Raw genomic sequence first — 14,973 nt, forward strand, 5'->3', positions numbered from 1 at the left:
CATGAAAAACGCGTTTGACAATGAAGGGAACGGCAAGGTGAACGCGCGCGCGCCTGAAGTAATCGCGTCAAAGCTCGACGACATTCGCGAACAGGTGCGCAACATGATTCAGCGGGGGGACTTGCGCCCCGGTGAACGTGTGAATGAGCAAGCGCTCGCAAACCAGATCGGCGTGGGCCGCAATTCGGCGCGCGAGGCCCTGCGCTCGCTCGAACAGGCGGGACTCGTGCGAATCGTCCCGAATCGGGGCGCCGAAGTTCGGCGGCTGTCGCTCGAAGAGGCAATGGATCTCTATGAGATTCGAGCGGGGCTCGCGCGCACGGCAGGACGTCTCGCCGCGCTGCGTCTGACCACCGACGAGGAGCACTTGCTGAGCCTTCTCATGGATCAGATGGATTCCGCCGTTGCCGAGCGCAGCAGCCATCTGTATCAAACCCTGAACACCGAGTTTCATCGTCAATTGATGGCCGCGACCAAGAATCCGCGGCTGATTACGATCAACCAGGCCGTCGAAGACGAACTGACGCTTTACATCCACAAGGGCGTGTATTCATTCGCGCAAATGCAGCGTTCCTCGAAAGAACACCGCGAGCTTTTCGAAGCGCTGCGTGCCGGTCAAGCCGACGCAGCTGCACAGGCTTTCGAGAATCATGTGCAAACGGGCAAGAAGCGCATGCTCGACACCGTGTCCACCAGCCCGTCCGAACGTTAATGAGCTTGGAGCAGCTTTTTGAAAACCATCGTGTTCGTGGACCGTGCGACGCTGTCCGCTGATCTGCCCAATTTTCCCTTTCCACATCGCTGGGTCGAGTATCCGTCCACCACGCGGGAGCAGGTGGTAGCGCGCTGCCGTGACGCGCAGATCATCGTGACCAACAAGGTGCCGCTGACGGGCGACGTGCTCGCGCAGTTGCCGCAACTGGAACTGATCGGCGTGCCGGCCGCGGGCGTGAATCATCTGGATCTGGAAACATGCCGCCAACGTGGCATCGAAGTGGTCGCGTGTCCGGGATATTCGACGATCTCCGTGCCGGAGCACGCGTTCTCACTGATGCTCGCGCTGCGCCGCAACCTGGTTCCTTACTGGCGCGATGTCTATGATGGGCGCTGGAGCGAGTCACCCACTTTCTACGCTGAACTGCACCCGATCGAGGATTTGCATGGTTCGACGCTGGGCATCGTCGGCGCCGGTCACGGTGGAAAACGGCTGGCCGAATTGGCCGGCGCGTTCGGCATGCGTGTGCTCTTCGCCGAGCGAAGGCATGCCAGGGTGGTGCGCGAGGGCTATGCCGCGTTCGACGCGGTGCTGCGCGAAGCGGATGTCATCAGCCTGCATTGCCCGCTCACCGATGAAACGCGGCATCTGTTCGGTCTCGCCGAATTCGAACAAATGAAGCGCAGCGCGTCGCTCGTGAACGCCGCACGCGGCGGCATCGTCGACGAGGGAGCGCTGATCGAGGCGCTCGATCGCAAGCTGATCGCGAATGCCGCGCTGGACGTCCTCGAGCAGGAACCGCCAGCGATCGATCATCCGCTGTTGACCCGCGCGCGCACGGATCTGATCGTGACTCCACATGTCGCATGGCGGACTCCGGTGGCGATGCAGCGGCTAGTTACACAGCTCGCGCAAGGCATCGAACAGCATTACGCGCGTCGCTGAGAGCGAATTCGACGAGGTGCCGCTACGCGCCGTCGCGGCTGAAAGGCCGAGAGGATCATTGCAACTTGCAACTGGCGCGGGAGCCGGCGATGAGCCTCTTCGGACTTGAGCTTTGCAATTCATTTCGAACCGGTCGAGGTTTTGGAAGCGGTTGCGCGTAGGTCGGATGGTCCAAGTCGACCAGTATTTTCTTATTCGTCGCGTTCATTCGACTGCGGAGGAGGTGCTTCCTCTCTGTACGACGTTCAACATCATCAACGACCTTGTGCCGGAATCCGCGAGGACGCGCCGCGGGCTCTCGCGCAGCCCACTGTCGAACGCGATTGTTCTACGCTGGCGTCCCCCTGCCGCTGTTCGGCAGGCAGTCATTGGCGACGCGGCGCATTTGAATGTCGGCTTCCGCGAACTGCGAATGAGTCTTCGCGACCCGAAGCGGTCACTGGCGCTAAGCAGTAGCGGACGTTCCAATGTAACTATCGAATCCCGACGACTCGGCACTGGCCTCGTGCAGTGCGGGTTCCTTCGTGCAGCCCCCCGGAAGTTTCAGACCGCGTACGACTAGTCACTCGTGAGTTTCGGTCACCAAGTAAAAGTGGTGACCGTAGGATCGCGTAGAGAACTCTGCACTTTCATGTCCTTGTTTCTACAGTCGACCAAGAGGTCTGTCCGTTCCGACATAGACGACCGTCGGGTACAACGGTCGTTGGCGGCGCCCAACGCCCCTCGTCAACAGCCACTCGCAAGGTACAACGGCATAGGCCACAGTGACGGGTCAACGCGATAAAGCAAGCTTCGTTTAACCAGGGCAACTGCGTAGTGCGGGTGTTCAGGCAACTCGTCTTCAGGAAGGCTTCTCCACGCTTTCCACTGCCTTTTGGCGCGCCGCCTGGGCGTCGACGATCAGCTTGTACGCCACGTAGTACTTGAAAATGTTACGCACATAGGTCGTCGTTTCGATTCCGATTTTCTCCGCTACGACAATCTCGACATTGTTGAACCACTTGTCTGGATCAAGGCCTCGCGCTGCGGCAATCTTGCGCATCTTCGCGATATTGTCCGGACCTGCGTTGTAGGCCGCAAATGCGAAGAGCGATCGGTCGCTTGCGTTGAATCGGGCGTCGGAGAAGTACTTGGTCATGAGCGTGTCCAGGTACTTGGCGCCTGCATGAACATTGGACTCGGCCACGGAAATACTGCCCACGTCCATCGCCTTACCTGTGGCTGGCATCAGCTGCATGAGGCCGATCGCCCCGACGTGGCTGCGTGCCGACTGGTTGAGTTGCGACTCCTGAAAACCCTGCGCGGCAAGCATAAGCGAATCGAAGCCGTACTGCGTACCATATTTCTGGAAGAGCGCAAGCGTCTCATTGAAGCGCTTCTGTTCTGCATCGCCGCCATTGTTGCGGATTTGCTTGATCCTCTTCATGTATTGCGCGAGAAGGTATTCAGCCACGCCCTGCTTCTTCACATAGTTCTGATAGAAGTCGTTAAGGGCAGCCTGCAATTGTGGGCTGTTCTTGCGTATCGCCCAGCCTGTATAGCCCTCGCCGCTCACCGCCAGGTCGTCACGCACCTTCAGGCGTGGCAGCACCTGTGCCCAGAGACGCGCCTTCCAGTCGTCCACGATGATGATGCTCAGCAGGCCCGCGTTGACCATCTCCATTGCATCTTCGTCTTCCAGCGCGTCGGGCAACAGCGTGATGTTCACTGGCGGCTTGCCGCTCTTGCGAAAACGCTCATTCAGTGCGCTCACGCTCTCGTAATAGCTCGACGATTTCCGCACATGAACTTGCTTTCCCGAGAGGTCATCGAGTGTCGAGAGCGAGGGCGACTTTGGCCCGGTGACGATCAGCTCACGCACGGGCTTGCGATCGCGCGGCGCGATAAAGTCAACGATCTGGAGCCGCTCTTCCGTCGCAGTCAGATTGCCCGCGGAGATGTCGCCGCCCCCGGCGACGAGGCCCGTCTGCAGCTTGTCACGTGTAGTGGGGATCAGGAAGACGGTGAGCGGCCGCTTGTCCAACTGGGCCGCGTACTTTTTGTTGACATAGCGTTCGAAGGCGCGCGCCAGGTCGGCCGAAATCCCGCGTTCGCGGCCCTTGTCGACGAAATAGAGCGTGCGGCTGTACGGAACAAGAAACCGGATTACGTGACGGCTGAGCATTGCGTCGAAGTCGCCGGTCCACGGCTTGTTCGCAAGGCTCAGTTTACGGACGCCCGAAGCCGGGACAGGTGGGGCCTTCGCAGGCACGGTGGCGGCGGGCGCGGACGCGGCAACGGCCGTTACCGGCTGCGCGGCGTGCGCGCTAACAGGCTGCGCCCAGATGCACAGGGCAAGCGCCCAACCGATCATAACGCGGACTGACACGTTCACGATGAGCCTCCCGCGACAACAGTACAACGAGACGATGACCTGCGAAGCGATCGTCCGCATAGCACAACTGCGCGTGACGACTTTGGAGCGGCTCGCCTTCTCAGAAGCATCCGTTCCCAACCGCGGCGAGTTCGGTAGCGGACAACATCTGTGTCAATGAAGCTGCGGCAATCTGCGGTACGTTTGCTCCACCGATGATGCTCCGAAGGCAGCATACATGCAATTAGGGCGAGATGATCCGGCGTACACAGTCGGTCCCTGACGAGGCGGAAAGAGACGTTTCAACAATCCCCAGAAAACCTGACTCATCCGAACTGCCCCGTACCGCATGATTGGCCCGATAGAGCGGAACAACAGTCGCCTGAGTGGCCAAGAGCTTCGTTGCCTTCAAATGTCGCTTGTTGGCCGATTGCCGAAGATCGACTTGGGAGGGTCGAGCACGTCGCGCGCGCCCTCTGGAGCTGCTATACCCGACCCGTTTCTGCCGGTCGAGCCCGGTGCGCTTTGATAGGCCGGTATTAGCGCGGTGCAGCCATTCCTGGAGGTTTTCGCGCTTGTTTAAGGATGGTGGGCCACCCTGGACGTACGGAGCCACACCCACAACTGCGTTGGCGTATCGGAATTTTTTCTAGTACTGACCAAATTATGATCAGTCCCGTTTCATTCCGGTTATGCCAACAGCCAGCGCGTCACGCGGCTAGAACTACCTGGCTGCGACGATGATCGAGAGCCATCCAGTCTGGCCGCGCACCCGGACGTTGACCGCTATCGCGGTGTCGGCGCGTCGTGACGGATCAAGTGACGTCGTTTCAGCTCGGCCCAGAATTCCCCGGGTATCTCAGTACGGAAGGTCCGCATGTTGTCTTCGAGTTGTGCGACCGCACGCACCCCCGGGATGCTGGTCGGGATTGCAGGATGGCCAAGGACGAATTGCAGTGCAGCGGCCTTGAGCGGCACCGAGAAATCCCGGCATACCTGCTCCATCTCGCGTACGCGCTCAAGAATGGCTTCGGGCGCGGGCGCGTAGTTGTATTTGGCGCCCGGTACCGCGCCCGTGGCGAGAATGCCGCTATTGAAGCCGCCACCGAGAACAACCGACACCTGTCTTGCCTCACACAGCGGCAGAAAACCGTCCAGCGCGTCCTGTTCAAGCAGTGTGTATCGGCCAGCCAGCAGCAGGCAGTCGAAATCCTGCCGGCGGATCGCTTCGTGAGCGACCTGCCACTCGTTGACGCCCAGCCCGACCGCTTTCACGACGCCTTCGTCGCGAAGCTTCAGTAATGCTTTCGATGCGCCCGCCATCGCCGCTTCGAACATCTCCGGCTGGCGCTCTCCGTGCGTGAACACATCGATGTCGTGGATCAACGCAATATCGATGTGCTCCAGCGCCAGACGTTGCAGACTGTCCTCGATCGAACGCATCGTTCCGTCGTAGCTGTAGTCGAAAACGACCTCAAATGGCAGCCCGTCAACCCACGGTTCGAATGCGATGTCGGCGCGCTTGCCCGGCTTGAGCAGGCGCCCGACCTTGGTCGACAGCACGAACTGATCACGCGGATACCAGCGCAGCCCCTGCCCGCAGCGCGCTTCGCTCAAGCCATGACCGTACATCGGCGCTGTGTCGAAGTAACGTACGCCCGCGTCCCATGCCGCCTTGATCAAGGCCGCCGAATGCTCCTCGCTGATCGGCTTGAAAATGTTGCCAATCGGTGCGGCGCCGAAGCCCATCACCGTCGTTTCGAGGCCTGAACGCGGCCATTTTCGCTTTGCTACCGGATCCATCTTCCCCCCTTTTTGTGAGTGAAGTTGCGCGTAGCCAGATCGGCTGGCATGCGCCGTCACCTGACCTTCGCAGCAGCCGCAAGCTTGCGCACGCCCTCTTTCGCATCCTCTTTGGAGTTCATGAAGTTCGTCACCACATCGGTGATTGCGCCAGCCGTGACCGGCGACTGAAGTTCACCGAACGCGAGCGACGGTAGGAACCCGCCCGTCCTGATCGTCGCCTGCTCGTCTGCGCGCGACTTCTTGGCGCAACTGTCGAACTTGTCCATCGGCACATCCAGCCTGACAGGAATGGAGCCTTTGTAGAGACTGAACTGCTGCTGGAAATCGACGGACATGATCGTTTTTGCCAGCGCGATCTGTCCGGGTGTCGCATCCTTTTTGCCGTTTTGCTGGAAGAACACGAAGGCATCCGCCGTGTACGTGTAGGCATTCGACGTCCCAGGGGCGGCCGCGCAGATATAGTCGACGTCCGCCTTCTTGTTCGCGTTGGCGAATTCGCCCTTCGCCCAGTCGCCCATGAACTGCATGCCGCCCGAGCCGGAAATCACCATCGCGGTGGCGAGATTCCAGTCGCGGCCCTGGTAGCCCTTGCCGAAATAGGAGCGGATCTTCTGGACGGTCTCGAACACCTGAATCATCTCCGGCGACGTCAGCGTCTTCTGGTCGAGATCGACAAGGGCTTTCCGGTAGAAGTCCGCGCCCTGTGACAGCACGACCGTCTCCCAGATCGTCATGTCTTGCCACGGCTGGCCGCCATGTGCGACAGGCGTGATACCCGCGGCGCGAAACTTGTCGGCGAGCGCAAAGAACTCGGGCCATGTGGTCGGCGGTGTGCCGCCGACCTTCTCAAGCTCCGCCTTGTTGATCCATAGCCAGTTGATCCTGTGGACAGAGAAAGGCGCGGCCACGTAGTGACCGCCCGCCTTCACACCACTGTCGATTTGCGCCGGCGTGTGCGCTTTCCAGTCCGCCGCAGGCGCATCGACCGTGGCCAGCACCCCCTGCTCGGCCCAGTCCTGAATCAGCGGCCCTTTGATCTGCGCGGCCGACGGTGCATTACCTGAGATCACCTGCGTCTTTAGAGCCGTCATGGCCGCCGCGCCGGCCCCTCCTGCAATCGCGAAGTCTTTCCACTCGTAGCCCTGTTTGTTCATGTCCTCCTTGAGCACTCGAATGGCTTTCGATTCGCCGCCGGAGGTCCACCAGTGAAGTACCGAAATCTGTTCTGCAGCGAGAACAGCATGAGTACCCGAGACAAGCAGCGCGACAGCCGTCGCAACCCGCGTCAGTGTTTGTTTCATTGCAGTCTCCGAATTTATCGTTATGGATGGAGCGACGCGTGCGCGATCAGCGCGACGCGCATGCGTGCCCGTTTTCAAGCTACAGATCAAAACCGAGTTGAGCCTTGCCAAGCGGCGTCAGGTCGTCAGCGGTTGCGCGGCCGGTGAAATCAACTTCGAAGTGGTCGGTCGGGAAGTCAGGCGGGCTTTCGCCTTTCAGGAAGCTCGGCAGCTGACGCTTCAGATACGCGTCGTTCTTGGCGCACGCCGGCGCCGAGGCGATATACATCACATTGCTGTAGCCCGCGCCCTTATGCTCGTCTTCGACGGCATGAATGACGTCGCTGTGCCAGAACACAGTGTCGCCCGCTGCCATTTTCGGAATCGACGACAACGCCTCGAACAGCGGCGCATGAAACTCCGGCTTGATCGAGAGCGCGCGACCGGGCATCGCGCCGCACAGGTCATCATCGGCGACATCGTCCTGAAGCGCGCGCAACAGGATGTACACCATCGAGTTGGCGATGGGCACGAGTTGCAGCGTTCCGTCGCCAGGGCCTTGCGGCGTCAAAGCGGTCCAGCCCTGGAAGGTGCGGAACATCGAGCAGACGGCGGGCGAAGCGATCTCATCCACGTCCGTGCGGAAAGCCGCGTCAAAGGCATCGTATTCGCGCCAGTTGCCGGAGAACACATGGCGATATACCTTGCGAAAATTGCTTTCGATCCAGCGTTCGACCGAGCCGCCGTCGCAATGCGCCGACAACCCGAGCGACGCAGAACCGGGTGGCCGCCGGCGCAGACGGTCGGCATAGACGGGCACATGTTCGGGGTCGAAGTGAATTCGCCCTTCGCTCTCGTTGCGCCAGAGTTTGTTGAGGAAGACTCGCGCCGTCGTCAGCGATTCCGACTGGCGCGCCAACACCTGAGGCTTCGACCAATAGACGCCATAGATCTGCGGCTTGCTCGACGCCAACTGGCCGAAGTACTTGTCCTCGGCGCGGTTCTCGAGGCGCTTGTCGAGATGATTCCGTTCGACGTAATGCGCGATGTCGTCGTCCCACTGCCGCACCTGCTCGCGCGGAAAGACGTTGCGAATAACGCACGCGCCCCGCGCTTTAAGGAGCGCGATCTGTTCGGCCGTCACGCGCTGTTCGGTGATGTCGGAGAACTGAATCTCCGGGATGACGTTTTCTCCGCGATCGCGCTGCGCTGCGATTTGGTTTGCCGCTCCGCCGATCGCTTTTTCGACTTCGGCGAAGACCTCCCGGTAGTTCGGCAACGCCGCGCGCAGCTCCTTTTTTGCCTGCCGGATGGCCCCCGGCAAGTCGTCGATTTTCAGCGCCATGATTGTCTCCATGCAGATTATCGTGGCGCTAGCATATGACTTGTACACGGCATTGCGTGATACGATCCAGTCAATTTATTTGTAGTTTCGGCCATGAAACCTGCGTACGAGCATGTGAAGTTCGGCGAGGACTGTTCGGTCCGGGTTTACCATCGTCGGCTTCCGCGTATTCCGTTCGAATGGCATCACCACCCCGAGTACGAGTTGACGCTGACCATGAACAGTCATGGCAAGCGCTACATCGGCGACTCGGTCAAGGACTACGAAGCGGAAGATCTCGTCCTTGTGCCGCCCGATTTGCCGCATACGTGGGCGTCCAACCGCTCTATCGAGCCGTCTTCGCCGCAGGTGGCCATCGTGATTTGGTTCGACGGCGACTGGGCACGTCGCATGGCTGATTGCTGCCGCGAATATGAACCGCTGCGCAGGCTCTTGCGCAGAGCGGCGTGCGGGCTGGCGTTCGAGGCGCCCGCCGGTGAATGGATGCGCGGCCGTCTAGACCAGTTGCTTTCGAACGCGGCGCGCGAACGGTTGAGTGCGACACTCGATATTCTGTGCGCTCTCGCCGACGCGCCCGGCCAGCCGCTCGCTTCACCGAGCGCCTTCCATCAGGCGACGACGGGCCCGTCCGGTCATGAGCCCGAGCGGATCAACCGTGTGCTTTCGATGATCGATGCGCGCTTTGCCGAACCGCTGCGGCTGTCAGAACTGTGCGCGGCGGCCAGCCTGTCGGAGCGCACGCTCACGCGATATTTCGTCCAGCATATCGGCGAGAGCGTCGGACGGTATATCGCCCGAGTTCGTATCGGGCACGCGTGCCGGATGCTAGCCGACACCTCGTTGCCCGTTGCCGTCATCGCTGCCCGATCGGGTTTCGCGAACGTCGCCAATTTCAATCGGCAATTCAAGGCCGCCAGGCAAACGACACCGGCCGAATATCGGCGGCAGTTCGCGACGGCGGCGCCTACTGGTCACGACGACGCGGCTCCCCTGACCGAGCGATCGCCTTCGCTGGAACGTGAGCGGAAATCATCAGGAGAAAAGAAACGGCGAAGCGGGCGCTGATCCGGGTGCTGCAATCCAGCAGACCACCGAGGGAAGGTATCGGAATGCAGCATCGTGTGCACTGCTCCGATCACCCTGCGGAAAGCAGCATACCGGTCGCCCGCCATACTTGGCTGGGCTCGACCCCACTCTCAAACACGCCCATCATCTCTCGCAGCAGCGTATTCAGCGAATTACTACTTGCTGCGAGCGGGCGGAGGCGCTCCGGGGATCGCGTTAACGCGCGCTGCATTCGCCGCGTTCGCCGCATTTGCCGCGTTGATGGCGTTCCAGTTGTAGGTCGGAGCAGCGTTGTGGTTTGGACTGACGCTCGGGGCAGGCGTAGTGGCGTTTGACGTAGCAACATTGTTGTTGTTTGCGGGCGCCGCGGAATTCTGCTTCAGCGGTTTCGGCTGAAGCATCTGATTGATGACGGTGATCTGCCCAAGCTTCTTCGCCGCCTGACTCTCTGCGATAGCAGCCTTGGCGAAGCACAGGACGGTAACGCCAGTCAACGCAATTAGCGTGGCGCGAAGCTGCGCGCAGTCACAGATCTTCTTCATGACGGCCTCCATTTGATGGCGCCCAGAAGGCGACGCGGCTCTTACTCGCCGGCCTGTTCATCATAGGCGCGTTCGCAAGAAAGGCGAAGCCTACAGGCGCGTTGACCGGGACCAATGCGGCGGCCCATTGACCGGCACCGCGCCCCGGCGATGTCTCGAAGCCTCGCGCGCAAGCCGCCACGCCTGGCTGTGCAGCAGCCGCGATGCCAGTCTGCCGAGGATCACGCCAGAACTGAAGCTAGCCTATCGGCAGGCTGCGAGGCCAATGCATCCGGACCGGGCGACAGCTGAAAGTTCGGCGTCCGGCTGCCGTCGGGGCGGTTCGTATCGCTTTGCCGTCGTTGGCGACGCGGCGCAGTTGGATGTTGGCTTTTTCGAACTTCGAATCAGTCTTCAACGACCCACCGATTGCCGGGCCGGACGTCTTTTGCGGAGGATCGAAGGTTGGTGGTCAACAAGACCACGCCGAAACCCGCAATGCAGTTACCAGCAAGCCGCGAAGTTAAGGATCTGGCAGTTCCCGCTATCGACTACCGACAGAAGTAGCGATAACAACCTGGCCTCCCGACATACTCGGCACGTCCGAAAGGGCGCCCACTACGAGCGGGTCCACGCAACCAGGCACTCCCGCATGCATAGGAACCGGCACCGGCGACCAATCGCAAGTGGCCACCGTCGCGGCAAGAAGCGAATGCTGACCGACCGCCCAGACGTTGGGCGTTTGTGATCGCCGGCCGCGCCGCCGGGCAGACACCTCACGGTCCGCGAGTGTCATGACCCGACTGCGCTCAGAACAAGTGCCAACCCGCGCTACACGATCAGTACTGCGTGCGGCGCTTCCGAAGCAACGCGATTCCGCCAACAACCGCGGTGGCGATAAGCGCCTTGCGCACCAGCCCGGCAGGGTTGTGGCGCAGTTCGGACCGGATGCCCATTTCGCCGAGCACATTGGGTACGTAGCCGCGCCGCAGGTCGTCGACGATGCCTTCGACCACGTTGACGCGGTCGGCGGCGATCAGCATCAGCCAGTGGCGAAGGTCGTTCTCCGGCAGCTTGTAGGCAACGCGCCGAATCGCGCCGGACAGCCATTTCGGCGGCTGGGCCGTGCCGAAAAGCGGCGTGATGCCCGGCCGCTCCGGCGAACAGAACACTTCGACAGTCTGCGCCTGCTGTACCGGCTGTCCGTGCGGCACGTGAATGAAGCGTGGCGGGGTGCGCTCCATCGGGATGGCTGGACGGTTCTTGTGATCGAGGTCCGAGCCCCAGCCCGGGATGCGCTGCAGTTCTTCGCGGGGAGGACTGTGCCGGTTAAGGTCGTAGTCCATCTGACGCTCGCAGTCGACGTGGCCGTGGTGTTGCGGGTTCCGCCGCTGCTCGGCAAGATCGCGGCGGGCGATTTCGTTATCCATGGCTGCTCCTTCAGTGAACGACGCTGGTCGCCATCGAGCGCGCGGAGCCGGCACGCGGAGGAATCAGCACCGGTTTGATGCAGTTGTCATACTTGCTCGCGAAGACGTGGTACGCGTCCGACGCCTCTTCCAGCGGCACACGGTGGGTAATGATCGCTTTCGGGTTCAAATGCCCTTGGCGGATGTGCTCGATCAGGTGCGGGACATGGCGCTTGACCGCCGCCTGGTTCATGCGCATCGTGATGCCCTTGTTCAGCGCGTTGCCGATCGGGACCGCGTTGAAGGTCGGTCCGTAGACGCCGACGATCGACACGTTACCGGCCTTGCGCACCGAGTTGATGGCCCAGAACAGCGCGGTCGCCGAACCCGCCTGCAGCATGGTCCAGCGCCCGGTGATGGTTTGGGTCAGACTGCCCGCCGCCTCGCAGCCGACCGCATCGATGCACACGTCCGCGCCCAGCCAGTCCGTCATCTTCTTGATGTGCACGGCCATGTCGCTCACCTCCCGGAAATTGACGACTTCGCAGGGAGCGTAGCGGCGTACGAAGTCGAGCCGGTAATCGATATGGTCGACCACGATGACGCGACCGGCGCCGAACAGCCAGGCCGACCTGGCGGCGAAGATGCCCACCGGCCCTGCGCCGAACACCACCACGGTATCGCCCTCATGGATGTCGCCCATCTCGGCGGCCTGGTAGCCGGTCGGCAGCGCGTCGGTCAGCAGCACTGCGTCGTCGTCGACGATATCTTCGGGCACCTTGTACGGTCCCACGTCCGCCATCGGCACGCGCACGAACTCGGCTTGGCCGCCATCGTAACCGCCGGTGGTGTGCGAGTAACCGTAGATGCCGCCCACTGCGGTCGCTTCGGGGTTGGTGTTGTGGCAGTTGCTGTACAGCTCGCGCTGGCAGAAAAAGCACGAGCCGCAGAACAGGTTGAACGGCACCAGCACGCGATCGCCCGGCTTGAGGGTCTCGACCGCGGAGCCCACCTCTTCGACAATGCCGACGATCTCATGGCCGAAGGTGTGCCCAATGCGCGTGTCGGGCACCAGTCCATGGTACAGGTGCAGATCCGAGCCGCAGATGCAGGCGCGCGTCACGCGGACGATGGCGTCGCCCGGGTGTTCGATCAGGGGATCCGGTTTTTGCGACACCCGGATCCGGTACGGTCCGCGAAAATTCGTGGCTAACATAAAACCTCCTTCAAAATTAGCCACGGTCCCGCACATGTGTTCGCAGTACCGTCGCGTGGCTTCTCGTTAGACAAAGGACTGTGCTGCAGCTACGCCATTGCGAGCGCCGAAGCCAAACGTTCTGGCGGTCGCGCGTTTCATTCTTGCCTCCGTGTGTCGCTGTCCCTGCCGGCCACGGCTCGCATGACGCGGACGGTCTCGCATTCGTCGTGCCGTCTTCGCAGCCACGTCATGTTGCTCACGCGAACTTGATGCAGTCGACGGAGCGTCTACAGCGGGATGGCGCATCAGCGCTTGCCGACGCTTCCTTGGAGCCGCTTGTGGCTCGATGCATTGGCTAGTCGGCCACTAGATCCGCCGCTTCAATGCGTACCGCACTTTCGGAAAGTGAGCCACCGGCGCACCGCTCCTAATACACGCATTCGGCCATGCTTGCCCTGCTCCCGTTCGCCGGGTCGCGCATGAACATAGTCTCCTCGCTCGGCCACATATCTTTTCAAGAAGCGCTGAAGGTCATCAGGCGTTGGATGCGTGCCCCATTCGCTTCCTTCTGCCACCGAACTTAAAGCGATCCATGAATCAGGAGGACCAATGTCTTCTACGACCGCTCCATCGCTCGTGATACGGATTCGACCGGCCGACACGTCATAGTCGGCCGCGACTTCTTGATCGCCTGCCGTCACTACCGCTGCTACCGTCTTCATCTTCATAGGACCTCATGCGTCCACGCAGTCGCACTGGTAAGGCGACAATGCCCCGACTAGCGTAGACCGGCCAAAAAGCTGTGGTGCCGACGGATCCTATGAAAAGGCGTCGGTCTAAAACGCGACTCCTGCGACGGGGCCGCGGTCTTACGCGGAATATGGTTTGCTGCACGCTGACTAGGCAACAACGGAATGGATAAGGTGACTAACATGGCAGAAGAAACCCCCAACGTAGAGGCGCAGGATCCGAGCAAGCAGAATTCGCCAATAGAACTGTCCCCGTACGCGGTCGAATCGACCCCGTTAGAAGGCGAATGTGTTTGGAACGGACAGGTTTATTCGAGCGGCGCTTTCATCTGTAGTCCGTCAGGCAGGTTGATGTGCAACAGAGGTTCGTGGTGGCCCGAAGGAAGCTGCTGAGCCGCCCGCGTCCGGACAGGATGCTCACTTCACCGACAAAGACGTAACGGATGCTTTGTTCTGAATATGAGCGAGCCGCAGAAGGGCGGTCGCAACCCTCCTTTCGCGTTGCGATCGGTCCCCACCCTGCCCTTATGCAAGGCGCGAGTTGTCGGCCGCCGCCGAATCCTTCAGCGAGTTGATACCGCAGAGGAACGTTGCGCCGTTCGGGGCTCCAATCCGGTCAAGCGCGAATTATTTTTTCCCGAAGCGTCGCGTGAAGCCGTTCGACCGTGCGATCGACGGCCTTACTGGCCTGAGCGGCACGACGAGTCTCCCCTGTTCGAAGTCTGGTGCTCTCCGCCGAACAAGAACGCGCTTTCCCAAAGCGCACGCTATCAGCGGCCTCAGAAGCGTATCCGCGCGCCGATGAACGGGCCGGCAGTCCTGACGTTGTAGTAGAAGGACGAGGTGTTGTAGTCCTGCGCGAGTATTCGGAATCCGCCGCTCATGCTGATGTTCTTCGTTGCATCGAACAGCACGGTGGCGATGAGTTGCCACGAATAGTTGCTGCCTCCTGCGCCGGCATCCGCCGATCCCCAGACCGACCATCTGTCCGCGAACCGGTACGTGGCGCGCACGCCCACCAGACCATCGACCCAATCCACACTCGTGCCGCGCGCCGCGCCCGACGGCAACAGACGGCTCGTCGAAAAAGTCAGCTTCGCGTTGAGGTTCGTGTATCGAACGCCCGCGTAAAGGTCCACCGGTACGGCGTCGCTCGGCAAAATGCGGTAGGCGCCCGCAAGCTGCACGATACTGTTTTGGAGCTTCAGCCTCGCGGTACCAAGATCGCCACCGAGGATCGGATCCGAATCGCGGCCCATGCTGATGTAGAACCCGTCAAGAATGATCGACCAGCGGCCCTTGCGTGCTTCGAGCGTACCCATCACGCCGAAGTCCAGATTGCTCAGCACATTGGAGAAATGCACGTTCACGTTCTGCGCCGGAATGACTCGTCCGATACGAACGCTGCCGCTTTGCCCCGCCACCCAGAGATATGGCGTCACTGAAAACTGCCATGCGTCCTGACCCTTCGATACAGCCTGCTCCTGGGCGTTGCTGTCCAGCGCGAGTGCGCACATCATCGCGCCGCTCATCCACATCGCTTTCGCCTTCCGCGATTCGGGCTGCATGTGCTCCCCTCATGATGTG

General features: G+C 61.1%; 12 protein-coding genes. 3 read left to right on the forward strand and 9 right to left on the reverse strand.

Annotation, left to right across the window (positions count from 1 at the left end):
• The first annotated feature begins 1 nt into the window (after position 1).
• Both BG57_RS12310 and BG57_RS12315 read left to right on the forward strand, forming a co-directional pair.
• A complete protein-coding gene (locus BG57_RS12310; protein ID WP_052005761.1) occupies positions 2 to 712 on the forward strand; it encodes a GntR family transcriptional regulator in 711 nt (236 codons plus the stop codon).
• Positions 713 to 730: 18 nt separating this feature from the next.
• Positions 731 to 1,660, forward strand: coding sequence for a D-2-hydroxyacid dehydrogenase (locus tag BG57_RS12315; RefSeq protein WP_035963380.1), 930 nt, complete (start codon positions 731 to 733; stop codon positions 1,658 to 1,660).
• Positions 1,661 to 2,501: 841 nt separating this feature from the next.
• Here the strand turns inward: BG57_RS12315 and BG57_RS12320 are convergent.
• The 4 genes from BG57_RS12320 to BG57_RS12335 all read right to left on the reverse strand — a co-directional run bounded on the left by BG57_RS12320 (position 2,502) and on the right by BG57_RS12335 (position 8,444).
• Complete coding sequence (locus tag BG57_RS12320) at positions 2,502 to 4,094, reverse strand: MltF family protein (protein ID WP_035963381.1); 1,593 nt, start codon at positions 4,092 to 4,094, stop codon at positions 2,502 to 2,504.
• A gap of 705 nt (positions 4,095 to 4,799) precedes the next feature.
• Positions 4,800 to 5,816, reverse strand: a complete 1,017-nt coding sequence (locus BG57_RS12325) for an aldo/keto reductase (RefSeq protein ID WP_035963382.1) — start codon at positions 5,814 to 5,816, stop codon at positions 4,800 to 4,802.
• Between the two features lie 56 nt (positions 5,817 to 5,872).
• Positions 5,873 to 7,120, reverse strand: a complete 1,248-nt coding sequence (locus BG57_RS12330) for an ABC transporter substrate-binding protein (RefSeq protein WP_052005763.1) — start codon at positions 7,118 to 7,120, stop codon at positions 5,873 to 5,875.
• Between the two features lie 79 nt (positions 7,121 to 7,199).
• Positions 7,200 to 8,444: a DUF1479 domain-containing protein gene (locus tag BG57_RS12335; RefSeq protein WP_035963383.1), complete on the reverse strand. Its 1,245-nt coding sequence runs from the start codon at positions 8,442 to 8,444 to the stop codon at positions 7,200 to 7,202.
• 93 nt (positions 8,445 to 8,537) lie between these two features.
• Here BG57_RS12335 and BG57_RS12340 point away from each other — a divergent pair, with 93 nt between their 5' ends.
• Positions 8,538 to 9,509 carry a helix-turn-helix domain-containing protein gene (locus tag BG57_RS12340; protein ID WP_035963385.1) on the forward strand — a complete coding sequence of 324 codons (972 nt, stop codon included), beginning with the start codon at positions 8,538 to 8,540 and terminating at the stop codon, positions 9,507 to 9,509.
• A gap of 176 nt (positions 9,510 to 9,685) precedes the next feature.
• Here the strand turns inward: BG57_RS12340 and BG57_RS12345 are convergent, their stop codons facing one another.
• The 5 genes from BG57_RS12345 to BG57_RS12360 all read right to left on the reverse strand — a co-directional run bounded on the left by BG57_RS12345 (position 9,686) and on the right by BG57_RS12360 (position 14,954).
• The gene (locus tag BG57_RS12345) at positions 9,686 to 10,051 is read right to left on the reverse strand and encodes a hypothetical protein (RefSeq protein WP_035963560.1); all 366 of its coding nucleotides are present in this window, start codon (positions 10,049 to 10,051) and stop codon (positions 9,686 to 9,688) included.
• Between the two features lie 818 nt (positions 10,052 to 10,869).
• The gene (locus BG57_RS12350; RefSeq protein ID WP_229754055.1) at positions 10,870 to 11,460 is read right to left on the reverse strand and encodes a hypothetical protein; all 591 of its coding nucleotides are present in this window, start codon (positions 11,458 to 11,460) and stop codon (positions 10,870 to 10,872) included.
• 10 nt (positions 11,461 to 11,470) lie between these two features.
• Complete coding sequence (locus BG57_RS12355; RefSeq protein ID WP_035963386.1) at positions 11,471 to 12,655, reverse strand: zinc-dependent alcohol dehydrogenase; 1,185 nt, start codon at positions 12,653 to 12,655, stop codon at positions 11,471 to 11,473.
• A gap of 362 nt (positions 12,656 to 13,017) precedes the next feature.
• Entirely contained in the window at positions 13,018 to 13,365 is a 348-nt protein-coding gene (locus BG57_RS32520) for a hypothetical protein (protein WP_152562576.1), read from the reverse strand.
• A gap of 800 nt (positions 13,366 to 14,165) precedes the next feature.
• The gene (locus BG57_RS12360) at positions 14,166 to 14,954 is read right to left on the reverse strand and encodes a hypothetical protein (protein ID WP_035963387.1); all 789 of its coding nucleotides are present in this window, start codon (positions 14,952 to 14,954) and stop codon (positions 14,166 to 14,168) included.
• Positions 14,955 to 14,973 lie beyond the last annotated feature (19 nt).

It is taken from the genome of Caballeronia grimmiae (assembly GCF_000698555.1).
Taxonomy (GTDB): Bacteria; Pseudomonadota; Gammaproteobacteria; order Burkholderiales; family Burkholderiaceae; genus Caballeronia; species Caballeronia grimmiae.